This is a genomic window from Actinomadura fibrosa, from assembly GCF_900659615.1.
Taxonomy (GTDB): domain Bacteria; phylum Actinomycetota; class Actinomycetes; order Streptosporangiales; family Streptosporangiaceae; genus Spirillospora; species Spirillospora fibrosa.
In genome coordinates this window covers 1-21,438 of the sequence record NZ_CAACUY010000120.1, presented here as the reverse complement: position 1 = coordinate 21,438, position 21,438 = coordinate 1, and the positions used below count along the sequence as shown (strand labels likewise).

The 21,438-nt window shown below is 71.9% G+C and carries 18 protein-coding genes and 2 riboswitches; of the genes, 5 read left to right on the top strand and 13 right to left on the bottom strand.

The window, feature by feature from the left end; genetic code table 11:
• The first annotated feature begins 340 nt into the window (after positions 1-340).
• The gene (locus tag E1300_RS30490; protein ID WP_131760550.1) at positions 341-1,504 is read left to right on the top strand and encodes a thiolase family protein; all 1,164 of its coding nucleotides are present in this window, start codon (positions 341-343) and stop codon (positions 1,502-1,504) included.
• Positions 1,505-1,794: 290 nt separating this feature from the next.
• Positions 1,795-2,241 (top strand): winged helix-turn-helix transcriptional regulator, encoded by a 447-nt coding sequence (locus tag E1300_RS30485; protein ID WP_131760549.1) that lies wholly within the window; start codon positions 1,795-1,797, stop codon positions 2,239-2,241.
• Between the two features lie 4 nt (positions 2,242-2,245).
• Here the strand turns inward: E1300_RS30485 and E1300_RS30480 are convergent, their stop codons facing one another.
• From E1300_RS30480 to E1300_RS30440, 10 genes are all read right to left on the bottom strand, one after another.
• Positions 2,246-4,003, bottom strand: coding sequence for a CocE/NonD family hydrolase (locus E1300_RS30480; RefSeq protein WP_131760548.1), 1,758 nt, complete (start codon positions 4,001-4,003; stop codon positions 2,246-2,248).
• A 126-nt stretch (positions 4,004-4,129) separates the two neighbouring features.
• Positions 4,130-5,503 carry an L-serine ammonia-lyase gene (locus E1300_RS30475; RefSeq protein WP_131760547.1) on the bottom strand — a complete coding sequence of 458 codons (1,374 nt, stop codon included), beginning with the start codon at positions 5,501-5,503 and terminating at the stop codon, positions 4,130-4,132.
• 72 nt (positions 5,504-5,575) lie between these two features.
• Positions 5,576-6,838: a serine hydroxymethyltransferase gene (gene glyA, locus E1300_RS30470; RefSeq protein ID WP_131760563.1), complete on the bottom strand. Its 1,263-nt coding sequence runs from the start codon at positions 6,836-6,838 to the stop codon at positions 5,576-5,578.
• Positions 6,835-7,239 (bottom strand): glycine cleavage system protein GcvH, encoded by a 405-nt coding sequence (gene gcvH, locus E1300_RS30465; RefSeq protein ID WP_131760546.1) that lies wholly within the window; start codon positions 7,237-7,239, stop codon positions 6,835-6,837. The genes glyA and gcvH overlap by 4 nt, the downstream gene beginning before the upstream one ends.
• An 18-nt stretch (positions 7,240-7,257) precedes the next feature.
• Positions 7,258-8,352 (bottom strand): glycine cleavage system aminomethyltransferase GcvT, encoded by a 1,095-nt coding sequence (gene gcvT / locus E1300_RS30460; RefSeq protein ID WP_131760545.1) that lies wholly within the window; start codon positions 8,350-8,352, stop codon positions 7,258-7,260.
• A gap of 72 nt (positions 8,353-8,424) precedes the next feature.
• Positions 8,425-8,524: riboswitch (glycine riboswitch) on the bottom strand.
• Positions 8,525-8,528: 4 nt separating this feature from the next.
• Positions 8,529-8,624: riboswitch (glycine riboswitch) on the bottom strand.
• Between the two features lie 93 nt (positions 8,625-8,717).
• Positions 8,718-9,080, bottom strand: a complete 363-nt coding sequence (locus tag E1300_RS50410; RefSeq protein WP_165503056.1) for a hypothetical protein — start codon at positions 9,078-9,080, stop codon at positions 8,718-8,720.
• A 134-nt stretch (positions 9,081-9,214) separates the two neighbouring features.
• Positions 9,215-9,979 carry a 3-oxoacyl-ACP reductase gene (locus tag E1300_RS30455; RefSeq protein ID WP_207400046.1) on the bottom strand — a complete coding sequence of 255 codons (765 nt, stop codon included), beginning with the start codon at positions 9,977-9,979 and terminating at the stop codon, positions 9,215-9,217.
• 39 nt (positions 9,980-10,018) lie between these two features.
• A complete protein-coding gene (locus E1300_RS30450; RefSeq protein WP_442316425.1) occupies positions 10,019-11,377 on the bottom strand; it encodes an aldehyde dehydrogenase family protein in 1,359 nt (452 codons plus the stop codon).
• A gap of 12 nt (positions 11,378-11,389) precedes the next feature.
• A complete protein-coding gene (locus E1300_RS30445; RefSeq protein ID WP_242619479.1) occupies positions 11,390-12,745 on the bottom strand; it encodes a glutamine synthetase family protein in 1,356 nt (451 codons plus the stop codon).
• A gap of 19 nt (positions 12,746-12,764) precedes the next feature.
• On the bottom strand, positions 12,765-14,300 hold the full coding sequence (locus tag E1300_RS30440) for an amino acid permease (protein WP_242619478.1): 1,536 nt from the start codon (positions 14,298-14,300) through the stop codon (positions 12,765-12,767).
• A gap of 156 nt (positions 14,301-14,456) precedes the next feature.
• Between E1300_RS30440 and E1300_RS30435 the strand changes: the two genes are divergently transcribed.
• Positions 14,457-15,305: a FadR/GntR family transcriptional regulator gene (locus tag E1300_RS30435; protein WP_242619477.1), complete on the top strand. Its 849-nt coding sequence runs from the start codon at positions 14,457-14,459 to the stop codon at positions 15,303-15,305.
• A gap of 14 nt (positions 15,306-15,319) precedes the next feature.
• Here E1300_RS30435 and E1300_RS30430 read toward each other — a convergent pair whose 3' ends face one another.
• Positions 15,320-16,480, bottom strand: a complete 1,161-nt coding sequence (locus E1300_RS30430; protein ID WP_131760542.1) for a hypothetical protein — start codon at positions 16,478-16,480, stop codon at positions 15,320-15,322.
• A 421-nt stretch (positions 16,481-16,901) separates the two neighbouring features.
• Here E1300_RS30430 and E1300_RS30425 point away from each other — a divergent pair, with 421 nt between their 5' ends.
• Positions 16,902-18,200, top strand: coding sequence for a M50 family metallopeptidase (locus E1300_RS30425; protein ID WP_131760541.1), 1,299 nt, complete (start codon positions 16,902-16,904; stop codon positions 18,198-18,200).
• On the opposite strand, the gene cds1 is transcribed toward E1300_RS30425, so the two are convergent.
• On the bottom strand, positions 18,197-19,306 hold the full coding sequence (gene cds1, locus E1300_RS30420) for an L-cysteine desulfhydrase Cds1 (RefSeq protein ID WP_131760540.1): 1,110 nt from the start codon (positions 19,304-19,306) through the stop codon (positions 18,197-18,199). The genes E1300_RS30425 and cds1 overlap by 4 nt on opposite strands.
• An 80-nt stretch (positions 19,307-19,386) precedes the next feature.
• Here cds1 and E1300_RS30415 point away from each other — a divergent pair, with 80 nt between their 5' ends.
• The gene (locus E1300_RS30415) at positions 19,387-20,355 is read left to right on the top strand and encodes a hypothetical protein (protein WP_131760539.1); all 969 of its coding nucleotides are present in this window, start codon (positions 19,387-19,389) and stop codon (positions 20,353-20,355) included.
• 7 nt (positions 20,356-20,362) lie between these two features.
• Here the strand turns inward: E1300_RS30415 and E1300_RS30410 are convergent.
• Positions 20,363-21,438: ATP-dependent DNA ligase (locus E1300_RS30410; RefSeq protein WP_131760538.1), on the bottom strand; the 1,076-nt coding region annotated here is incomplete at its 5' end.

Sequence of the window (21,438 nt, the reverse complement as noted above, 5' to 3'; positions counted from 1 at the left end):
GGCAGGCTTGACCGACGAACGGACACTGGGCGGCTCCCTCGGGGGACCCTCCGCACGAAGGGACTAGTCGGACCGACGGCACATGCCCCGCATGTCGGGGCTGTGCGCAGGGGCGACACCGGGACCCCGTCGCCAGCCGCCCGAACCGCACGCGGCGGCATGCCGGAACATCCTTACTTCACGTGACTGAGTGCCCTTGGATGCGATCCCGGAGTGCGGCCGCGTGCCGCCGTCCGGTCCCGCCCGCGCTGTGAGCGGCACCACGGCCCAGTGGGTTGTGTTTTCCAACTCGATGGACGGATACTCGACAGTAAGTTGGAAAATCAAACGGAGGTGGGCCATGCGGGACGCGGTGATCGTCGAAGCGGTGCGGACCCCGGTGGGCAAGGGCAAGCCCGGCGGGGCGCTGCACGCCGAGCACCCGGCCGATCTGCTGGCGCGGACGCTGCGCACGCTCGTCGAGCGGGCGAACCTGGACCCGGCGCTCGTGGACGACGTCGTCGGCGGCGTCGTCACCCAGGTCGGCGAGCAGGCGTTCAACATCACCCGCACGGCCGTCCTGGCCGCCGGGTTCCCCGAGAGCGTGCCCGCGATGACCGTCGATCGCCAGTGCGGCTCGTCCCAGCAGGCGCTGCACATCGCCGCGCAGGGCGTGCGGTCCGGCGCGTACGACATCGCGATCGCGTGCGGGGTCGAGTCGATGTCGCGGGTGCCGATGGGGTCGAGCGCGCTGCCCGGTAAGGACCCGTTCGGGCCGATGCTCGCCGAGCGGTACCCGGAGGGGCTCGTCGGGCAGGGCATCAGCGCCGAGCTGATCACGGCGCGCTGGGACCTCTCCCGCGAGGAGCTCGACGCCTTCGCCTACGAGTCGCACCGCCGCGCCGCCGAGGCGTGGAAGAACGGCGAGTTCGACCGCGAGGTCGCCTGGACGGGCCAGCGCGACGAGACCGTCCGCCCGGGGACGTCGCCGGAGATCCTCGCCGGGCTCAAGCCCGCCTACTACGACGAGCGGACCGCCGAGCGGTTCCCGGAGATCGGCTGGAAGGTCACCGCGGGCAACGCGTCCCCGATCAACGACGGCGCCGCCGCGGTGCTCGTCATGGGCGCGGACGTCGCCGAGCGGCTCGGGCTGCGGCCGCGGGCCCGGTTCACCGAGTTCGCCGTGACCGGCGACGACCCGCTGCTGATGCTGACGGCGATCATCCCGGCCACCGAGAAGGTCCTCCGCCGGGCCGGGCTGCACCTGTCCGACATCGATCTCTTCGAGGTGAACGAGGCGTTCGCCCCGGTCGTCCTGGCGTGGCAGCGGGAGACCGGCGCCGACCTCGCGCGCGTCAACGTGCGCGGCGGCGCGATCGCGATCGGGCACCCGCTCGGCGCCAGCGGCGCCCGCCTGATGACGACCCTGCTGCACGCGCTGGAGGACCGCGGCGGGCGGTTCGGCCTCCAGACGATGTGCGAGGCGGGCGGCTTGGCCAACGCCACCGTGATCGAGCGGCTCTGATGGCGGCGGCCCGGCCGCGGACGGCGCCGTCGCGAAGGGAGACGTCGCGGACGGCGGCGTCGCGGCCGGGCCCGCCCGACCGACCGGACGCGCCGGACGCGCCGAGCGGCTCGGGTGCGCCGGACCGGCCGGGTGCGCCGGGTGGCTCGGGTGCGTCGGGCGGCCCAGGCCTGCCCGACCGGCCGGGTGCGCCGGGTGGCTCGGCTATACCGGGCGCGTCGGGCGGTTCGGCTGTGCTGGGTCGTTCTGGTGCGGCGGGGCGTCCGGGGGCGGCGGCTAGGCTTTCGGGTATGCCCAAGGACGTCGAGCCGCGCGAGTGCTCCATCGCCGACACCCTCGACCTGGTGGGCGAGCGGTGGAGCCTGCTCGCCATCCGGGAGCTCAGCTACGGCGTGCGGCGGTTCGACCAGATCGTCCGCAACACGGGCGCGTCCCGCGACATCCTGACGGCCCGGCTCCGCAAGCTGGAGTCGAACGGCATCATCCGGCGCGAGCGCTACAGCGACCATCCCGTGCGCTACGAGTACCACCTGACGCGGGCGGGCGTGGAGCTGTGCGACGTGCTGCTCGTCCTGATGGCCTGGGGCGACCGGCACCTCCACCCGGACGACCCGCCCGTCCGGTGGCAGCACTCCTGCGGGCACCACATGAGCCCGCAGGTCGTCTGCCGGCACTGCGGCAGGGAGGCCCGGGCGGGCGCCCACTCCCCGACCGGGCGGGGCGCCCTCACCGGCTGACGCCCTACCCGATCACCGGCAGGGTCAGGACGCCCGGGGCCTTCGGGTCGGTGCGGACGGTGACCGGGAGGACGGTCCGGTTGCCGAGGTACGACAGGTCGCTGGAGGCGATCGCGACGCGCAGCCGGTGGCCCGCCGCGAACCGGTGCACGATGCCGGGGAGCTGGATCGACAGCGGCTCGCGGACGTCCCGGACCCGGACCGGCGACACCAGGCGGTGGACGAGCGACGCCGAGCCGTCCGGCGCGACGTCGTAGAGCTTCGCGAACAGCACGAGACGGCCGTTGACGCCGGTGCGCTGGGACTTCACGGCGGCGGGCGAATCCAGCCGGACGGACAGCGCGGGCATCCCGGCGACGTCGGTGTTCGCGGTGAGCGGCGCGCTCGTCCAGGCGGCGAAGGTGCCGGGCGCGTCGGCGGGCGGGACGTCGTCCAGGCCCAGGGCGCCCTGCACCGCGGAGACCTCGGAGAACGAGGTCGGCACCCAACCGAGGGGGTTGCTGTAGGAGGCGGCGCCCTTCACCACGGACGCCCGGGATCCGACGAGCTTGTCGCGGCCGGACAGGTAGAGCGAGCGGGTGCGGGTGGGCGCGGTGCCGTAGGCGGGGGCGGCGCTGCCCTGGTAGCCGACCCAGGGGCGGAAGTAGGCGAAGGACGGCCCGGTGGAGACGGGCAGGCCCTTCAGGTAGTGGTCGAACCAGGCGGCGGCGCGGGCGCCCACGTAGCTGCCCGCCGTGTCGCTCAGGTCGGAGTCGCCGGGGACGCGCCCGCCGCTGTGCCCGGCTGACTGCCAGATCATCGAGACGGGGGTGCGCCGCGCAGCGAGGGCGCGGTAGGTGGCCGTCCCCTCCTGGAGGTCGAAGAGGGTGTCGGCCTGCCCCTGGACGAGCAGCGTCGGCGCCTTGATCTTCGGGAGGTAGGACGCGACGGAGGCGCCCTTCATGTAGTCCATGCTCGCCTGCTGCGGCAGGCCGAAGACCAGGCTCTCGCCGACCGCCTGGCAGAGGACCGTCGGGAAGTTGGGGCAGCCGACCAGCCGGGACGGGTCGGTCTGGGCGTTGGTAATGCCCGCGGCGACGCCCTCGCCGAAGAAGCCGAGGGCCCAGACGAGCTTGGTCACGCCGGGGTCGCCCGACAGCGCGCCCTTGACGAGCTGGTTGTTGGGCGCGAGCGAGTACCGTAGATCGTTCCAGGTGATCATCGGGACGAGCGCGTCGATGCGGCCGTCCATCGCCGCGGCGGCGAACTGCACCTGGCCGCCGTAGGAGCCGCCGGCCATGCCGACGCGCGGGTCGCCGGCGCGGTCCAGCGCCACGATGTCGAGCCGCGTCCCGTCCTTGGCGGCCTTCGCGCCCGCGAGGAAGTCGACGAGCTGCGACGCGGCGGCGCCGTCCCAGTCGGGGTGGTCGAGGGTGATCCGGCAGCCGCTGCCGCCGAACCCGAGGCCGGAGTAGGACAGGACCGCGTAGCCGCGCCCGGCGTACGCCCGGCCGAACGCCGCCTGGTCGTCCTTGGAGCCGCCGAAGCCGTTGGTGGTGAGGATCGCGGGCACGCGGCGCGCGGACGAGGCGCCCGCCGGGCGGTACAGGTCCGCGACGACGTCGCAGTGCTGGTCCCGCTTGGGGCCGACCGCGACGTCGAAGTGCAGCGTCTGGGCGGCGGGGACGTCGTCGGCGCGGGCGGGGACGGCGAGGAGGCCGCCCGCCAGGAGCGCGGCGGACAGCGCGGCGGACACGGGGAGGGCGGCGAGACGACGCGGCATGGGGCGACTCCGGGACCGGCCATGAACGGAAGGTGAACGAGTGCTGATCTTTACTATCGGCCGGTCAAGAAATCTGTCCAGACCCTGATCCGAGGAATCTTCATGATTTCTCGGCTGGTCAGCGGGTCAGCACTCGATGACGTTCACGGCGAGGCCGCCGCGCGAGGTCTCCTTGTACTTCTCCAGCATGTCCCGGCCGGTGTCGCGCATCGTCTTGATGGCCTTGTCGAGCGAGACGAAGTGGCGGCCGTCGCCGCGCAGCGAGATCCGCGCCGCGCTGATCGCCTTGATCGCGCCGACCGCGTTGCGCTCGATGCACGGCACCTGGACGAGGCCGCCGACGGGGTCGCAGGTGAGCCCGAGGTTGTGCTCGATGCCGATCTCGGCGGCGTTCTCGACCTGCTCGGGCGTGCCGCCGAGGACCTCGGTCAGGCCGGCGGCGGCCATCGAGCAGGCGGAGCCGACCTCGCCCTGGCAGCCGACCTCGGCGCCGGAGATGGACGCGTTCTGCTTGAACAGCACGCCGATCGCGCCCGCGGTGAGCAGGAAGCGGACGACGCCCTCGTCGTCCTTGCCGGAGACGAACCGGTCGTAGTAGTGCAGGACGGCCGGGATGATCCCGGCGGCGCCGTTCGTGGGGGCGGTGACGATCCGTCCGCCCGCGGCGTTCTCCTCGTTGACCGCCAGCGCGAACAGGGTCACCCAGTCCATGGCGTGCAGCGGGTCCGACGCCTTCTCCGCGGAAAGCTGCCGGCGCAACTGCGGCGCGCGGCGGCGGACCTTCAGGCCACCCGGGAGCAGGCCCTCGCGGGTGCAGCCGCGGGTCACGCAGGCGCGCATGACGTACCAGAGCTTCAGCAGGCCCTCGCGGATCTCCTGCTCGGACCGGCCGAACGCCTTCTCGTTCTCCATCATGAGCGCCGACACCGACAGCCCGGTCTCGCGGCAGCGTTCGAGGAGCTCGGCGGCGGTGTCGAAGCGGTGCGGCAGGACGGTGTCGTCCGGCTTGATGCGGTCGGCGCCGGTGGCGTTCTCGTCCACGATGAAGCCGCCGCCGACCGAGTAGTAGACCCGGGAGCGCAGCTCGGCGCCGGACGGGTCGAACGCGGTGAAGCGCATCCCGTTCGGGTGGCCGGGCAGCGACTCCTTGCGCTCGAAGACGAGGTCCTCGTTGACGACGAAGGGGATCTCGTGGTCCCGGTACAGGTTCAGGGCGCCGCGCTCGCGGATCGCGGCGAGGCGCTCGTCGACGCCGTCCACGTCGACGAGTTCGGGCTTGTCGCCCTCCAGGCCGAGGATGACGGCCTTGTCGCTGCCGTGGCCCTTGCCGGTGAGGCCGAGCGAGCCGTACAGGACGGCCCGGACGGACGCCGTCTTCTCCAGCAGGCCGTCCCGGTGCAGGCCCCGGGCGAAGCGGTGCGCGGCGGCCATGGGCCCGCCGGTGTGGGACGAGGAGGGGCCGATGCCGATCTTGAACAGGTCGAAAACGCTGATGGCCATGGCTACCTCGGGGGGTGCGGCTACGCCGTCGTAGCCTGCGCCCCCTCCGCGGGGGAGGGGGCGCAGTGAGGGTCAGAGGTTCGGGTACAGGGGGTGCTCGGCCGCGAGGGCCTTCACCCGGGACGCGAGCGCGTCCTGGTCGTAACCGGGCTGGAGCGCCAGCGCGATCACGTCGGCGACCTCGGCGAAGTCCTCGGCGGTGAAGCCGCGGGTGGCGAGGGCCGGCGTGCCGATCCGCAGGCCGGAGGTGACCATCGGCGGGCGCGGGTCGTTCGGCACCGCGTTGCGGTTGACCGTGATGCCGATCCCGTGCAGCCGGTCCTCGGCGTCGCGTCCGGTGAGCTCGGAGTCGACCAGGTCGACCAGGACCAGGTGGACGTCGGTGCCGCCGGTGAGGACCTTGACCCCGGCCTTCGCGGAGTCGTCGGCGAGGAGCCGCTCGGCGAGGATCCGCGCGCCCTCGACGGTCCGGGCCTGGCGCTCCCGGAACTCGTCCGAGGCGGCGATCTTGAGCGCCACCGCCTTGGCCGCGATCACGTGCTCCAGCGGGCCGCCCTGCATGCCCGGGAACACCGCCGAGTTGATCTTCTTGCCGTACTCCTCGCGGGCGAGGATCAGCCCGCCGCGCGGCCCGCCGAGCGTCTTGTGCGTCGTCGTGGTGACGATGTCGGCGTACGGGACGGGCGAGGGGTGCAGGTCCGCCGCGACCAGCCCGGCGAAGTGCGCCATGTCGACCATGAGCAGCGCCCCGACCGAGTCGGCGATCTCGCGGAACGCCGCGAAGTCGAGCTGCCGCGGGTACGCCGACCAGCCCGCCACGATCATCTTGGGGTTGTGCTCGGCCGCGAGCGCGGCGACCTCGTCCATGTCGACCAGGCCGTCCTCGGCGCGGACGTGGTAGGGCACCACGTTGAGCACCTTGCCGGAGTAGTTCAGCCGCATCCCGTGGGTGAGGTGGCCGCCGTGCGCGAGGTCGAGGCCGAGGATCGTGTCGCCGTGCTGGAGCAGGGCGAAGTAGACCGCGGTGTTGGCCTGCGCGCCGCTGTGCGGCTGGACGTTGGCGTGCTCGGCGCCGAACAGGGCCTTGGCCCGGTCGATGGCGAGCTGCTCGGTGACGTCGACGTACTCGCAGCCGCCGTAGTAGCGCTTGCCGGGGTAGCCCTCGGCGTACTTGTTGGTGAGGACGGAGCCCTGCGCCTCCAGCACCGAGACGGGCGCGAAGTTCTCCGACGCGATCATCTCCAGGGTGGACTGCTGCCGGCGCAGCTCGGCGGCGACGGCCTCGGCGACCTCGGGGTCGGCCGCGGCGAGCGGGTCGTACAGGCCCACGGTCAGTTCTCCTCGATCAGCTTGTCGTAGGCCTCGGAGTCGAGCAGGTCGCCCGGCTCCTCCGACACGCGCACCTTGAAGATCCAGCCCTCGCCGTACGGGTCGTCGTTGATGACCTTCGGCTCGTCGATCACCGCGGTGTTGATCGCGGTGATCTCCCCGCTGACCGGGGAGTAGATGTCGCTGACCGACTTGGTCGACTCGACCTCGCCGCAGGGCTCGCCCGCCTCGACGGTGTCGCCCTCCCCGGCCTGCAACTCGATGTAGACGATCTCGCCGAGCGCGTCGGCGGCGTGGGCGGTGATGCCGACCGTGACGATGCCGTCCCCGGCCTCGTCGCCGGCGGGGTCGAGCCCGGCCACCCACTCGTGCTCTTCGCTGTAACGGAGCTGCTCCGGAACGCTCACGATGTCTCTCTCCAGGTCTCAGGAACGCTTGTAGAAGGGCAGGGCGACCACGTCGACCGGCTCCCGCCTGCCGCGGACGTCCACGGCGAGGCCGGTCTCCCCGACGCCGCTGTCGAGGTAGGCCATGGCGATCGGCCTGCCCAGTGTGGGCGACGGGGCGCCGCTCGTCACCACTCCGCACGGCGTGCCGTCGGACGTGACGACCTGGTACCCCTTGCGGGGCGCGCGACGCCCCCGCGCCACCAGTCCCACGAGCCTACGGCCCGCCGGGGTCTGCGCCTGCGCGGCCAGCGCGCCCTTGCCGACGAAGTCGGCGGCCTTGCCGAGCTTGACGACCCGGCCGAGGCCCGCCTCGAACGGGGTGGTCTCCGCGGTCAGCTCGTTGCCGTACAGCGGCATCCCGGCCTCCAGGCGGAGGGTGTCGCGCGCCGACAGGCCCGCCGGGACGACGCCGTCCACCGCGGCGAGGGCCCGCCAGAGGGCGACGGCGTCGGCGGCGTCCACGAACAGCTCGAAGCCGTCCTCGCCGGTGTAGCCGGTGCGGGCGACGAGCGCGTCCACGCCGGCGACCTTGTCCGCGAGGATCGCGTAGTACTTCAGGTCGGCGAGCGGCGCGGCGGTGAAGCCCTCCAGGATCGACTGGGCGCGCGGGCCCTGGAGGGCGATCAGCGCGTAGGAGTCGGAGCGGTCGTCCACGGCGGCCTCGAAGCCCGCCGCGCGCTCGATGAGCGCGTCCCGGACGGTCGCGGCGTTGGCGGCGTTCGCGACGACCATCCAGGTCTCGTCCGCGAGCCGGTAGACGATCAGGTCGTCCAGGACGCCGCCGTCGGGGGCGCAGATCATCGTGTAGCGGGCCTTGCCGACCTTCATCGGCGACAGCTCGCCGACCAGCGCGAAGTCGAGCGCGGCACCCGCGCCCGCCCCGGACAGGAAGATCTCCCCCATGTGGGACAGGTCGAAGAGCCCGGCGCCGGTGCGGACGGCCTGGTGCTCGGCGGTCTCGCTCGCGTAGCGGAGCGGCATCAGGTATCCCGCGAAGTCGACGAGGTTCGCGCCGAGGTCCTGGTGGACGTCGTGCAGCGGCGTCTTCTTCGCGGTCGGGTCGGCGGGCATGGGTGTCGGCTCCTTCGTCGCGGGCGCGGGGTCCATCGTCCCACTCGCGCACCGGGCGTCTCGGTGCCTCCCCCTCTGTCATCGGCGCCTGAGAGCTTCACCCGCCTCGCGGACGGCGCCGCGCGGCGGGCTTTCACCTTCGGCGGGGGACCCGGTCCCCGCTTTCCAGAGGTCGCCTGGTCCGTGCGGTCCGTGGGCCTGAGAGGTTCCGGGGAGGATTTGCTCCTTCGGCGTCCCCCGCTGGCGGCGGCGGACTCTCCCGCACGGGATCATCGGCTGACGCCAGGCTAGCAGCGCCGATGCGATGCGACCAGCCGCGCCCGCCGTCCCGCCGCGCGCTCGCCTTGTTCCGGCTCCGGCGCAGGTCAGCGCGGGGTGGGCGACGCGGAGAGCGACTTCACGCACGCCTTGAGCGCCGTCCTGAGCTTCGCGAGCTCCTGCTGCGAGGGGGTCCGCTTCGGGTTCGGCGACGGGAGCTGGACGCCCTGCCGCTTCATGCACTGGTTGAACAGCTGGGCCGGCTGGGACGGCTGCCCGCCCGACGGCCTCGGGGTGGCGACCTTCCCCGCCCCGGCCGCGTCCGACGGCGCGTCCGGCGAGGGCGCGGGCGCGGCGGGGGTGGACGCCGCGGTCGAGGACGCGGCCGTCCCGCCGTCGTCGGAACCACCGCACCCGCTGAGGGCGAGCATCAGCGCCAGCACCGGCACCGCCGCGGAACTGCGCTTCAAGGCCATCACATCTCCAGGGACGGGGGTGGGAAGCGACATGATGCGCACGGAACGGGCCCGCCGGATATCGCCGGACGTGCCAAGAACGCGCGTCCGGATTAGCAGCCCGTTGAGCACGAACGATCCTAGCCACCTCACACAGGGGTCACATAGGCCCCGGAGATCCCTCCATCGACCAGGAACTCCGCCGCCGTGACGAAGGACGCGTCGTCCGAGGCGAGGAACGCGACGGCGGCGGCGATCTCGGACGCCTCCGCGAACCGGCCCACCGGGATGTGGACGAGCCGCCGCGCGGCCCGCTCGGGGTCCTTCGCGAACAGCTCCCGGAGCAGCGGCGTGTTGACCGGCCCGGGGCACAGCGCGTTCACCCGGACGCCCTGCCGCGCGAACTGCACGCCCAGCTCCCGCGACATCGCCAGCACCCCGCCCTTGGACGCGGTGTAGGAGATCTGCGACGTCGCCGCGCCCATCACCGCCACGAACGACGCGGTGTTGATGATCGAGCCCTTGCCCTGGTCGAGCATGTACGGGATGACGTGCTTGCAGCACAGGTACACGCTGGTCAGGTTGACGTCCTGGACGCGCTTCCAGGCGTCCAGCCCGGTCGTCAGGATCGAGTCGTCGTCGGGCGGGGAGATCCCGGCGTTGTTGAACGCGACGTCGATGCGCCCGTACGCCTCGTGGACCGTGCGGTACAGGGCCCGGACGTCGTCCTCGGCGGTCACGTCCGTCCGGACGAATAGGCCGTCCACCTCGTCGGCGGCGGCCTTGCCCGCCGTCTCGTCGACGTCGGCGACGGCGACCCGCGCGCCCTCGGCGGCGAGGCGGCGCGCCGTCGCGAGGCCGATGCCGCCGGCGCCGCCGGTCACGACGGCCACCCGGCCTTCCAGACGCTGCATGGACGTCACTCCCATCTTGGCGGGGTGCTCACCCTCTGGTCAGTCAGAGGCGATGAACACGTTCTTGGTCTCGGTGAAGGCGTCGAGGGCGTCCGGTCCGAGCTCCCGGCCCAGGCCGGACTGCTTGTAGCCGCCGAACGGGGTCCAGTACCGGACGGACGAGTGGGAGTTCACCGACAGGTTCCCCGCCTCGACCGCGCGGGAGACGCGCAGGGCGCGGCCCACGTCCCGGGTCCAGATCGAGCCGGACAGGCCGTAGGGGGTGTCGTTGGCGATCCGGACCGCGTCGGCCTCGTCCTCGAAGGGCACGACCACGGCCACGGGCCCGAACACCTCGTCGTGCCAGGCGGGCAGCGCCGCCGGGTCCTCCGTGGCGAGGACGGTCGGCGGGAACCAGAACCCCGGCCCCTCGGGCGCGGACCCGCGGATCGCCACGGGCGCCCCGTCCGGGACGTATCCGGCGACGCGCTTCCGCTGGGCGGCGCTGATCAGCGGCCCGACCTCGGTCTTGGCGTCCCGCGGGTCGCCCACGACGACGCCATGCACGGCCGGTTCCAGCAGTTCCATGAACCTCTCGTACACGGGCCGCTGGACGAGGATCCGGGACCGGGCGCAGCAGTCCTGCCCGGCGTTCTCGAACACCGCGTACGGCGCGGTCGCGGCGGCCTTCTCCAGGTCGGCGTCGGCGAACACGAGGTTCGCGCTCTTGCCGCCGAGCTCCAGCGTCACCCGCTTCACCCCGGGCGCGCACGCCGCCAGGATCTCCCTGCCGACCCGGGTGGAGCCGGTGAAGACGATCTTGCGGACGTCCGGATGCTCCACCAGCCGCCGTCCCGCCACGGGTCCCGCGCCCGGCAGCACCTGGACGACGCCCTCCGGAAGCCCCGCCTCCAGCGCCAGCTCCCCGGCTCGCAGCGCGGTCAGCGGCGTGAGCTCCGCCGGTTTGACGATCACCGTGTTGCCCGCCGCGAGCGCCGGGGCCAGCCCCCACCCCAGGATCGGCATCGGAAAGTTCCACGGCACGATGACACCGACGACCCCGAGCGGCTCGGCGAACGTGACGTCCAGCCCGCCCGGCACGGGGATCTGCCGTCCCGTGAGCCGCTCCGGTGCGGCGGCGTAGTACTCCAGGACGTCCCGCAGGTTCCCCGCCTCCCAGCGGGCCTGCGCCACCGGGTGCCCGGCGTTGCGGACCTCCAGCCCGGCCAGCTCCTCCCGGCACGCGTCCACCCGCGCGGCGAACGCCCGCAGCAGCCGCGCCCGCTCTCCGGGAGCCAGATCCCGCCAAGCGGGAAACGCCCGCTTCGCGCGCTCCACGGCCGCGTCGGTCTCCTCGACCGACGCCAGCCGCACCTTCTCAATGACCTCCTCAGTGGCGGGATCAACGACGTCATGCACACCCATGGACTCTCACAATCGTTCGAAGCCCCGGAACATCTCCCAGTCGGTGACGGCGCGGTCGTACGCGTCAAGCTCCACGCGGGCGTAGTTGGCGTAGTGCTCGACGACCTCCTTGCCGAACGCCTCCGGGGCGAGGGAGCTGCCGCCCCAGTCGGCGGCGGCGTCGCGGAGGGTGCCGACGACCGTGCCGGCGTCCGTCTCGTAGGCGTTGCCGGGGTACGGGTCCTCCAGCGGGAGCGTGTTCTCGATGCCGTGCAGCCCGGCGGCGATCATCGCGGACACCGCCAGGTACGGGTTGACGTCGCCGCCCGGCACGCGGTTCTCGACCCGCAGGGACGGGCCGTGCCCGACGAGCCGCAGCGCGCAGGTGCGGTTGTCCACGCCCCACTTGATCGCGGTGGGGGCGAACGAGCCGCGCTGGTAGCGCTTGTAGGAGTTGATCGTCGGCGCGTAGAGCAGCGTGAAGTCGCGCAGGCACGCCTGCTGCCCGGCGATGAAGTGCCCCCCGGCGGGAGACAGGCCGTACGGCCCGTCCCCCGCCAGCACGGGGGTCCCATCGGCGGCGCGGAGCGAGAGGTGGATGTGGCACGAGTTGCCCTCCCGCTCGTTCGGCTTCGCCATGAACGTGATCGACCGGCCCTCCTGGGAGGCGATCTCCTTGGCTCCGGTCTTGTAGAGGACGTGGTTGTCGCACGTCGCGAGCGCCTCGTCGAAGCGGAAGGCGATCTCGTGCTGGCCGAGGTTGCACTCGCCCTTGGCCGACTCGACGTACATCCCGGCGCCCGCCATCCCGTTGCGGATGCGGCGCAGCAGCGGCTCGACGCGGGCGCCGCCGAGCAGCGAGTAGTCGACGTTGTACTGGTTGGCCGGGGTGAGGCCGCGGTAGGCCCGCGTCCACGCGTCCTCGTAGGAGTCCTCGTAGACGATGAACTCCAGCTCCGTTCCGACGTAGGCGCTCCAGCCGCGCTCGGCGAGCCGCGCGAGCTGCCGCCGGAGGATCTGCCGGGGCGAGGCCGCGACGTCCGAGCCGTCCTCCCACACGATGTCGGCGTGGACGAGCGCCGTGCCCTCCTGCCAGGGGATCCGGCGGAGCGTGCCGAGATCGGGGCGCATGACGAAGTCGCCGTAGCCCCGCGACCAGGACGACATGGCGTAGCCGTCCACCGTGTTCATGTCGACGTCCACCGCCAGGAGGTAGTTGCAGCCGTCCGAGCCGTGCTCGGCGACCTCCTCCAGGAAGAAGCGGGACGAGAGCCGCTTGCCCTGGAGCCGCCCCTGCATGTCGGTGATCGCGACGATGACGGTGTCGATCCGGCCCGCCGCCGCCTCGTCCCGCAGCCCGTCGAGGGTGAGCGATGTGGTCACGTGTCTCCTCACGTCCGCGCTAGCCCAGGGACTTCAGCTCGTGCTCGATGGCTTCGAGCTCTTCCGCGCTGCCCTGGACCTTCGGCCCCTCGAACCACGTGCGGGCCGAGAGGACCCACCACAGACCCGCACCGCCCAGGACGACGAGGATCGCGACCGGTGAGTAGTTGAAGCTGTCCTTGTTGATCGGGTTGGCCGGGGGCAGCATGAACAGCACCGAGATGACCAGGACCCAGCCCACCGCGAGCATGCCGATCGGGCGGCTCCAGCGCCCGAGGCTCCAGGGGCCCGGCCGGAAGTCGGCGCCCTGCCTCAGCCGCAGGAACGTCGGGATCACGTAGGCGATGTAGAGCCCGATCACGGCGACGGACGTGACGGCCAGGTAGGCGGTCAGGTTCCAGAGAGCGGGCAGGGCCAGCACGAACGCGCCCCCGGCCGCCAGCCAGATCGCGTTGGTCGGCGTCCGGCTGCGCTTGTTGATCCGGTGCCAGAGCGACGACAGCGGCAGCGCCCCGTCCCGCGAGAACGCGTAGATCATCCGAGAGTTCGCCGTCACCGACGACATCCCGCAGAAGAACTGCGCGCCGAACGACACGAGGATCAGCAGCTTGCCGGCCGTCTCGCCGGTGGACGCGATGAAGATCTCCGCGGGGCCGCCCTCGACCGCCTTGCCGTAGTCCTGGATCGCGAACGTGACGCCGAGCAGCAGCACCCACCCGGCCACCACGGAGATCAGTACCGAGTTGACGATGCCCTTCGGCCCCGACCGCGCCGCGTCGTGGGTCTCCTCGGTCATGTGTGCGGACGCGTCGTACCCCGTCAGCGTGTACTGCGACAGGAGCAGCCCGATCAGCGCCGCGTACGCCCCGTACTGCCAGCCCGTCTCGTTCACGAACTTGGTGAAGACGAAGTCCGCGGACTGGTGGTGGGACGGTTTGAACGCCAACACCCCCACCACGACCACCACGCCGATCACGTGCCACCACACGCTGACGCTGTTCAGCAGCGACACGAGCTTCACGCCGAACTGGTTGAGCAGGGCATGGACGACCAGCAGGATCGCGAACAGCAGGAACGTGTGCTTGAGCGAGACGCCGAACCCGAACTGGAGGTCCAGCAGCGGGTTGAGGAACGCCGCCGAGCCGTAGACGATCGCGGCCGTCACCGCGACCTGCCCGATGAAGTTGAACCAGCCGGTGAACCACGACCAGGCCGGGCCGTTCGTCCGCGCCAGCTTGGCCGCCCAGTAGTAGAGGCCGCCCGCCGTCGGGTAGCTGGAGCAGACCTCGGCCATGGCGAGCGCCACCAGCAGGGTCATCCCGCCGACCGCGAGCCACCCCCACGTGATGACGACGGGCCCGCCGCCCTTCAGGCCGATCGTGTACGAGGTCAGGCAGCCCGACAGCACCGAGATGATGGTGAACGAGACCGCGAAGTTGGAGAAGCCGGACATCGAGCGGCTGAGCTCCTGCGCGTAGCCGAGCTCGTGCAGCCGCCTCTCGTCGTCGGACAGGGGATCGGGGCCGGCGGAAGCCTTGTGCTCGTCGACGCTCACGAGCACCTCCTCGTCCACGGAGGGTGTCGAGTAGCCGCAACGGGCTAATGTCAGACCATTAAGGTTTCTCGATGAAGCCCCGTCAAGACCCCGGGCGCGAGGAAACGCACATGTAACGTGGAACGCGACTCCCACCCCCCGGACCGAAGGACGGTCATGCTCCCTGCGGAGCCCCCCGGCACCGACACCATGCCCGCCGCCTCCGCCGCCGTCGCGGACGCCGTCCCGGGAGGCGCCGCGCCCGCGGAGGCGAACTCGCCCGCACCCGACGGGGCACCCCCGGAACTGCCCGACCTCGCCGCCGCGGCGGTGTTCCGTCCCGTCCGGACCGGGAACGCGTTCGAGGAGACCGTCGAGCGGCTCCTCCAGGCGATCAAGCTCGGCGTCGTCGACCGCGGCCAGCGGCTCCCGCCCGAGCGCGAGCTCGCCCGGCTCCTCGGCGTCAGCCGCGTCACGCTGCGCGAGGCGATCCGCGTCATCCAGCAGGAGGGGTACGTCGAGTCCCGGCGCGGGCGCTTCGGCGGAACGTTCGTCACCTACCGGCGGCCCAAGCCCCGCCAGTCCGACCTGAGGCGCGCCCTCGCCGAGATGGGCGACGCGCTCAACGACACGCTCACCTACCGGATGGCCGTCGAGACCGGCGCCGCGCAGATCCTCGCCACCACCCGCCTGGACGAACCGAAGCGCGCGCTCCTGCGGGCCCGGCTCGCCGAGCTGAACGCCGCCGGGCCCGACGAGTACCGGCGCCTCGACACCCTGTTCCACCTCACCATCGCCGAGCTGACCGGCTCGGCGCTGCTCTCCACCGCCTGCGCGGACGCCCGGATGCGCGTCACCGACCTGCTCAACGCCATCCCTGTCCTCGGCCGCAACATCGAGCACGCCGCCGTCCAGCACGCCGCGATCGTCGACGCCGTCCTCGCCGGGGACCCCGAGGCCGCCCGCCGCGCCGTCGCCGAGCACCTGGAGGGCACCGCCGCCCTCCTCCGCGGCTTCCTCGGCTGACCCGCTCGCCCGGCCTAGTTGGGAGCCGTGAGCACCAGAGCCTCGCGCAGTTCGGCGACGGGCGGACGGTCGCGGTGCTCGGGCGGCACGGCCTCAAGCACCCAGCGGCCGGTCTGGGTGATCATCTGGCTGCGGTAGGAGACGGGCAGAGCGGTGAGCACGGCGGTCGCCTGCCGCGCGCCGGTATCGCTGCCGCCCTGAACGACCGTGCAGATCGCCTCATGAAGCCGAACGTTCGCGTCGTACTGGTACTCGGGATTGTGGGAGAGGACCCGGTCGCGTGCGGCGTCGGCCCTCACCTCATCGCCCGCACACGCGTGTACCCAGCTCTCGGCGAAGTGAGGCTGGTCAAGGCTCCAGAGGGTCGGGAAGATCTCCGGGGTGCGACCGTTCCCGACGTTGTCGACGAAGACGCGGAGTGAGCGCCGTGCCTCGTCGTGCCTGCCGAGGAGGCTGAGGGCCTTGGCCTCGACGCCTGCGAGATTGGCCGTCCAGAAGGGGTACCCGTCACCGGTGAGGCGGCGTGCCTTCTCGATCAGGCTGAGGGCAGTCGGCAGCGGACGCTGGCCGTAGATCCCGAAGCCCACCTCTTTGCATCGCACCAGGAGCTGGGCGTCGATCATCCCCGAGGCGTCGGCGGCGGTCTTGGCCGTGCGCCACCAGCGGATGGCGGCACTGTCATCGCCCAGGCGGGTGAGCGCGTTGGCTTGCAGGAAGCCGAGCGAGGCGAGCATGACCTCCAGATCGGGAAGGGTCTTGGACGACGCCGCGGCCATCTGGCGGCGGAGGGCCATCAGGTCGAGGTTGAGGCCGTCCCGCACCTGGGCGGGCGGCTGGGTGCGGAGTGCGTGGAGGTGGTCCGCGCAGGTCGTGTCCCAGTCGTCGATCGACCGGGTCTCGCTGTCCAGGACGAGGTCGAAGAGCTGGCGTACCGACTCGCCGGACGATGCCATCGCGCCGACCCCCATGGCGAGGGTGGCCTGAAGAAGGCGCCGACGTTCCATGTCGTCCCAATCGTCGACGGTGGACTTCGCGTCCACGCTAGCGACCGGGAGATCGGAGGGAAGAGACGCGGAGGTTCGGTTTCGGTTATCTCCCGATATGTCGTCCTCGGGAGCAAAGAGATCATCTTCATTGAGCCCGAAGACGGCCGCCTGAACTGCGTCTTCGGTCATGGGAGCCTCGCGTTGGGGGTGCCGGAAGGGTTGCTCCTCTTATGAGTTTCATTGTGCACGCGTCCGGCCGCTTCGCGCTGTGAATTATCTACTTCAATGCAAGAGCGTTCGCCGCGTCCATTACTGGTATTCGATTCGCTCGAAATACCCGAAATTGTCGGCTCCGCAACGGTGACGCCTGGGGCTTGGTCGGCGACGGAGGCCGCTTCTGTGGACGGTCGTGAGCCGTCCGGGGGCGGTTCGCCGCCGTCCGCCGCCGTCCGCCGAGGCCGCTTCCGGGACGCCGGGCGGTGCGGGCGGGAGGTCGGAAGGAGGGCGGCTCGTGCCGTCATGAACCGAAAAGCGGGCCGGTGACGTACCCTGAGTCGGTAGCTGGAGACCACCCCCCGGGGCGGGGTGCACGACCGGAGGGGCATCACGCATGGGCTGGCTGGCGGGAGTACTGATCCTGTTCTTCGGCCTGCTCGCGTCCATCGCGCTGCACGAGCTGGGGCACTTCTCGTTCGCCAAGCTGTTCCGGGTCCGCACCACGCAGTTCATGGTCGGGTTCGGGCCGACGATGTGGTCCAGGCGCAAGGGCGAGACCGAGTACGGGGTGAAGTGGATCCCGCTCGGCGGCTACATCCGCATGATCGGGATGCTGCCGCCGCGCAAGGGCGACGCGCCCGGGCAGGTCCGGCAGATCAGCACCGGCCCCTGGCAGGGCCTCATCGAGTCCGCGCGCGGCGCGGCGCTGGAGGAGGTCAGGCCCGGCGACGAGGACCGCGTCTTCTACGCCAAGAAGTGGTGGCAGAAGCTGCTGATCATGTTCGGCGGCCCCGCGATGAACCTGCTCCTCGCGGTGCTGTTCTTCGCCATCCTGATCATGGGGCTCGGCACCCAGCAGCGGCAGCCGGTCATTCAGCAGGTGTCGGAGTGCATGGTCCCGGCGAGCCAGTCGAACGTCGACACGTGCCCGGCGAACGCCACGCCCACGCCCGCCAAGCAGGTCGGCCTGCGGCCCGGCGACCGGATCGTCTCGTTCGGCGGTCAGCGCATCGACGACTACGCGCAGCTCCAGAACCTGATCCGCGACTCGGGCGGCCGCACCGTCCCCGTGGTGGTCCGGCGCGACGGCCGCGACCTCCCGCTGAACGTGCCGATCACCCGCAACCAGATGTACGACCTCAAGGACGAGGACAAGATCGTCACGGTCGGGTTCCTCGGCATCACGCCCACCGTCGAGCTGGAGCGCCAGGGGCCCGGCGCCGTCGCCAGCACCATGGGCGACCTCACCAAGCACACGGCGGGCGCGCTGCTGCGGATGCCGCAGAAGATGGTCGGCATCTGGAACGCCGCCTTCAGCGGGGAGAAGCGCGACCCGAACGGCCCGATCGGCGTCGTCGGCGTCAGCCGCATCGGCGGCGACGTCGCCGCGTCCCACAACCTCAGCGGCACCGAGAAGGTCTCCTACTTCGTGATGCTGCTCGGCTCGCTGAACCTCGCGGTCGGGCTGTTCAACCTCGTCCCGCTGCTGCCGCTGGACGGCGGGCACATCGCCGGCGCCCTGCTGGAGGCGATCAAGAAGGCGTTCGCCCGGGTCTTCCGCAGGCCCGACCCCGGCTACGTGGACGTCGCCAAGGCGCTCCCCATCACCTACGTGATGGCCGCCGTCCTGATCGTCATGGGCGGCCTCCTGATCTACGCCGACCTGGTAAACCCCATCCGCTTCAACGGCTAGGCGCTGGCTTCGTCCGGTGTGGGGAGTTGGCCGGTCTTTAGGAAGGTGTCCAGGGCTGTGCGGTAGGGGGTTATGTCGATGTTCTGGGTGGTTAGCCAGGTGTCGGAGCCGTAGGTGCCCGTGTAGCGTTCGCCGCCGTCGCAGATCAGGGTGACGACACTGCCGCGCTCGCCGCGGGCCCGCATCCGCGCGATCAGCTCGGCGGCGCCCCACATGTTCGTGCCCGTCGAGCCGCCGACGTTCCGGCCGCTGACCTCGGTGGTCCAGCGCATCGCCGCGATGGACGCCGCGTCCGGCACATGGATCATGCGGTCGATCACCGTGGGCAGGAACGACGGCTCGACGCGGGGGCGGCCGATGCCCTCGATCCGCGAGCCCGCCGCCGTCCGCTCGGGGTCGTCGTCGGCGAAGGAGCCGAAGAACGCCGAGCCCTCCGGGTCGACCACGGCCAGGCGCGTCTGGAAGCGCCGGTACCGGGCGTACCGGCCGATCGTCGCGGACGTGCCGCCGGTGCCCGCGCCGACCACGATCCAGGACGGCTCCGGGAAGCGCTCCAGCCGCAGCTGCTCGAAGATCGACTCGGCGATGTTGTTGTTGCCGCGCCAGTCCGTCGCCCGCTCGGCGTAGGTGAACTGGTCCATGAAGTGGCCGCCGCACTCCGCCGCCAGCCGCCGCGACTCGGCGTAGATCGAGGACGGGTCGTCCACCAGGTGGCAGCGGCCGCCCTGGAACTCGATCAGCGCGATCTTCTCCGGGCTCGTGGCGGCCGGCATCACCGCGACGAACGGCAGGCCGAGCAGCCGCGCGAAGTACGCCTCCGACACGGCCGTGGACCCGCTGGACGCCTCGATGATCGTCGTGTCGGCGCGGATCCAGCCGTTGGCCAGCCCGTAGAGGAACAGCGAGCGCGCGAGCCGGTGCTTCAGCGAACCCGTGGGGTGGACGGACTCGTCCTTCAGGTAGAGGTCGATGCCCCAGTCGGGAGGGAGGGGGAAGACGTGCAGGTGCGTGTCCGCGCTGCGGTTGGCGTCGGCCTCGACCTTGTGGATCGCCTCGGCGATCCACGCCCGGCATCCGGGATCGCAGCGGTCCACGATGCGGCTCACAGTGGAGTTCCCCCTCACGTCATCGGCACCCCACCATATCGCCGCATGTCACAGGGCATTATCGTGCCAGCGGGGGGTGCATGATCGACCTGTTCCAGCAGCGCATCGTGGAGACCGGACGGCTGCCGCTGTTCGGCTTCTTCGTCGCGTTCATCGTCACGTTCGTGCTGACCCGGGTGAACGTCCGGCTCATCCGCGCGAACGTCCGGTGGTGGTTCCGCAACGTCACGGCGGGCGACCTCCACATCCACCACGTGGTGTTCGGCGTGGTGCTGATGCTGGTCGGCGGGGTGGCGAGCCTCGCGGTCCCGGACGCCTACGTCGGCCTCGACCTCGTTTCGGCGGTGGTGTTCGGAATGGGGTCGGCGCTCGTCCTGGACGAGTTCGCGCTGATCCTGCACCTCAGCGACGTCTACTGGACGGAGAAGGGCCGCGCGTCCGTGGACGCGGTCTTCGTCGCGCTCGCCGTCACGGGCCTGCTGCTGCTCGGCATCCGGCCGCTCGGCTACGAGGGGGTCGTGCCGGACGGGACCACGATCACCGGCCTCTACGTCGCGTCCCTTGGCACCAACCTCGCGCTGGCCGTGGTCACGCTGCTGAAGGGCAAGATCTGGACCGGGCTGATCGGCCTGTTCGTGCCCGCGCTGCTGATCGTGGGGGCGATCCGGGTGGCGCGTCCCGGGTCGCCGTGGGCGCGGTGGCGCTACGCCGACGGGTCGCGCAAGCACCAGCGGGCCGTCCGCAACGAGAAGCGGTTCCGGCGGCCGCTGATCCGCGCCAAGATCTGGGTGCAGGAGTTCATCGCGGGACGGCACGACCTCCTCCCGCCCGAGCTGCTCCAGCGGCACAACGCGGCGGAGCGGGCCCGCCGCCGCAAGCTCGCCCGCGCGCAGCGCAGGGCCGCCGCGCGCGCCCAGCGCAAGTTCGCCGTCGCGGGCGAGCAGCGGGTCTCCGGCCGCGTCCGGCGCCGCGCCATGTCCCGGGCCCGCCGCCGCGGCATCGCCCGCGCGCGGGCCCGGACGCGGATCCGCCGCTCGGAGGCCGAGTGACCGCGGGTCAGTCGAGCACGGGCGCCACGGCCTGGACCGTCTCGATCGTGTCGGCCTCGGCGGGGGTCTTGTCCTCGCGGTAGCGCAGGACGCGGGCGAAGCGCAGGGCGATGCCGCCGGGGTAGCGCGGGCTGTGCTGGACGCCGTCGAAGGCGATCTCGACGACCAGCTCCGGGCGGACGTGGACGACCCAGTCGTCCTCCCGGACGGCCAGCTCGCGGAGGCGTTTCGTCTGCCAGGCGAGCAGCTCGTCGGTGAGGCCCTTGAAGGTCTTGCCGAGCATGACGAAGCCGCCGGAGCCGGGGTCGCGGGCACCGAGGTGCAGGTTCGACAGGAACCCCTGGCGGCGTCCGTGCCCCCACTCGGCGGCGAGGACGACCAGGTCGAGGGTGTGGCGCGGCTTGACCTTGATCCAGCCGGCGCCGCGGCGGCCCGCCGTGTAGGGGGTGTCGAGGGACTTGACCATGACGCCCTCGTGGCCGCGCGCGACGGCGTCGTCGAAGAACTCCTTGGCCTCGGCCGGGTCGCCGGTGACGATGCGGGGCATGCGCAGCTCCGCCGGGACGGCCCGGGCGAGCGCGGCGCCGCGCTCGGCGCCGGGGGCGTCGAGCAGGTCGGTGCCGTCGAGGTGCAGGACGTCGAACAGGAACACCGCGAGCGGGACGGGCTCGGTGCCCTTCTCGGTGCGGGTCGCGGTGCGGGCGGCGGTGACCTGGAACGGGTAGGGGCTCCCGTCGGGGCGCAGGGCGATCACCTCGCCGTCGAAGACGGCGTCGCGGACGGGCAGGCCGCGGACCGCGGCGACGACCTCGGGCAGCCGGGCGGTGATGTCGTCCAGCGTGCGGGTGAACACGCGCACCTCGCCGCCCGTCACGTGGACCTGGGCGCGGATGCCGTCGAGCTTCCACTCGACCGCGGCGTCGGCGGCGAGCTTCGCGAACGCCTCCTCGACGGACGGCGCGGACGCCGCGAGCATCGGCTTGACGGGGCGGCCGACCTCCAGCGTGAAGGCGCGCAGCCCGCCGGCGCCGTCGGCGAGCGCCGCGACGGCGACCGGGCCGAGCGCGCCGCGCAGCATCACCG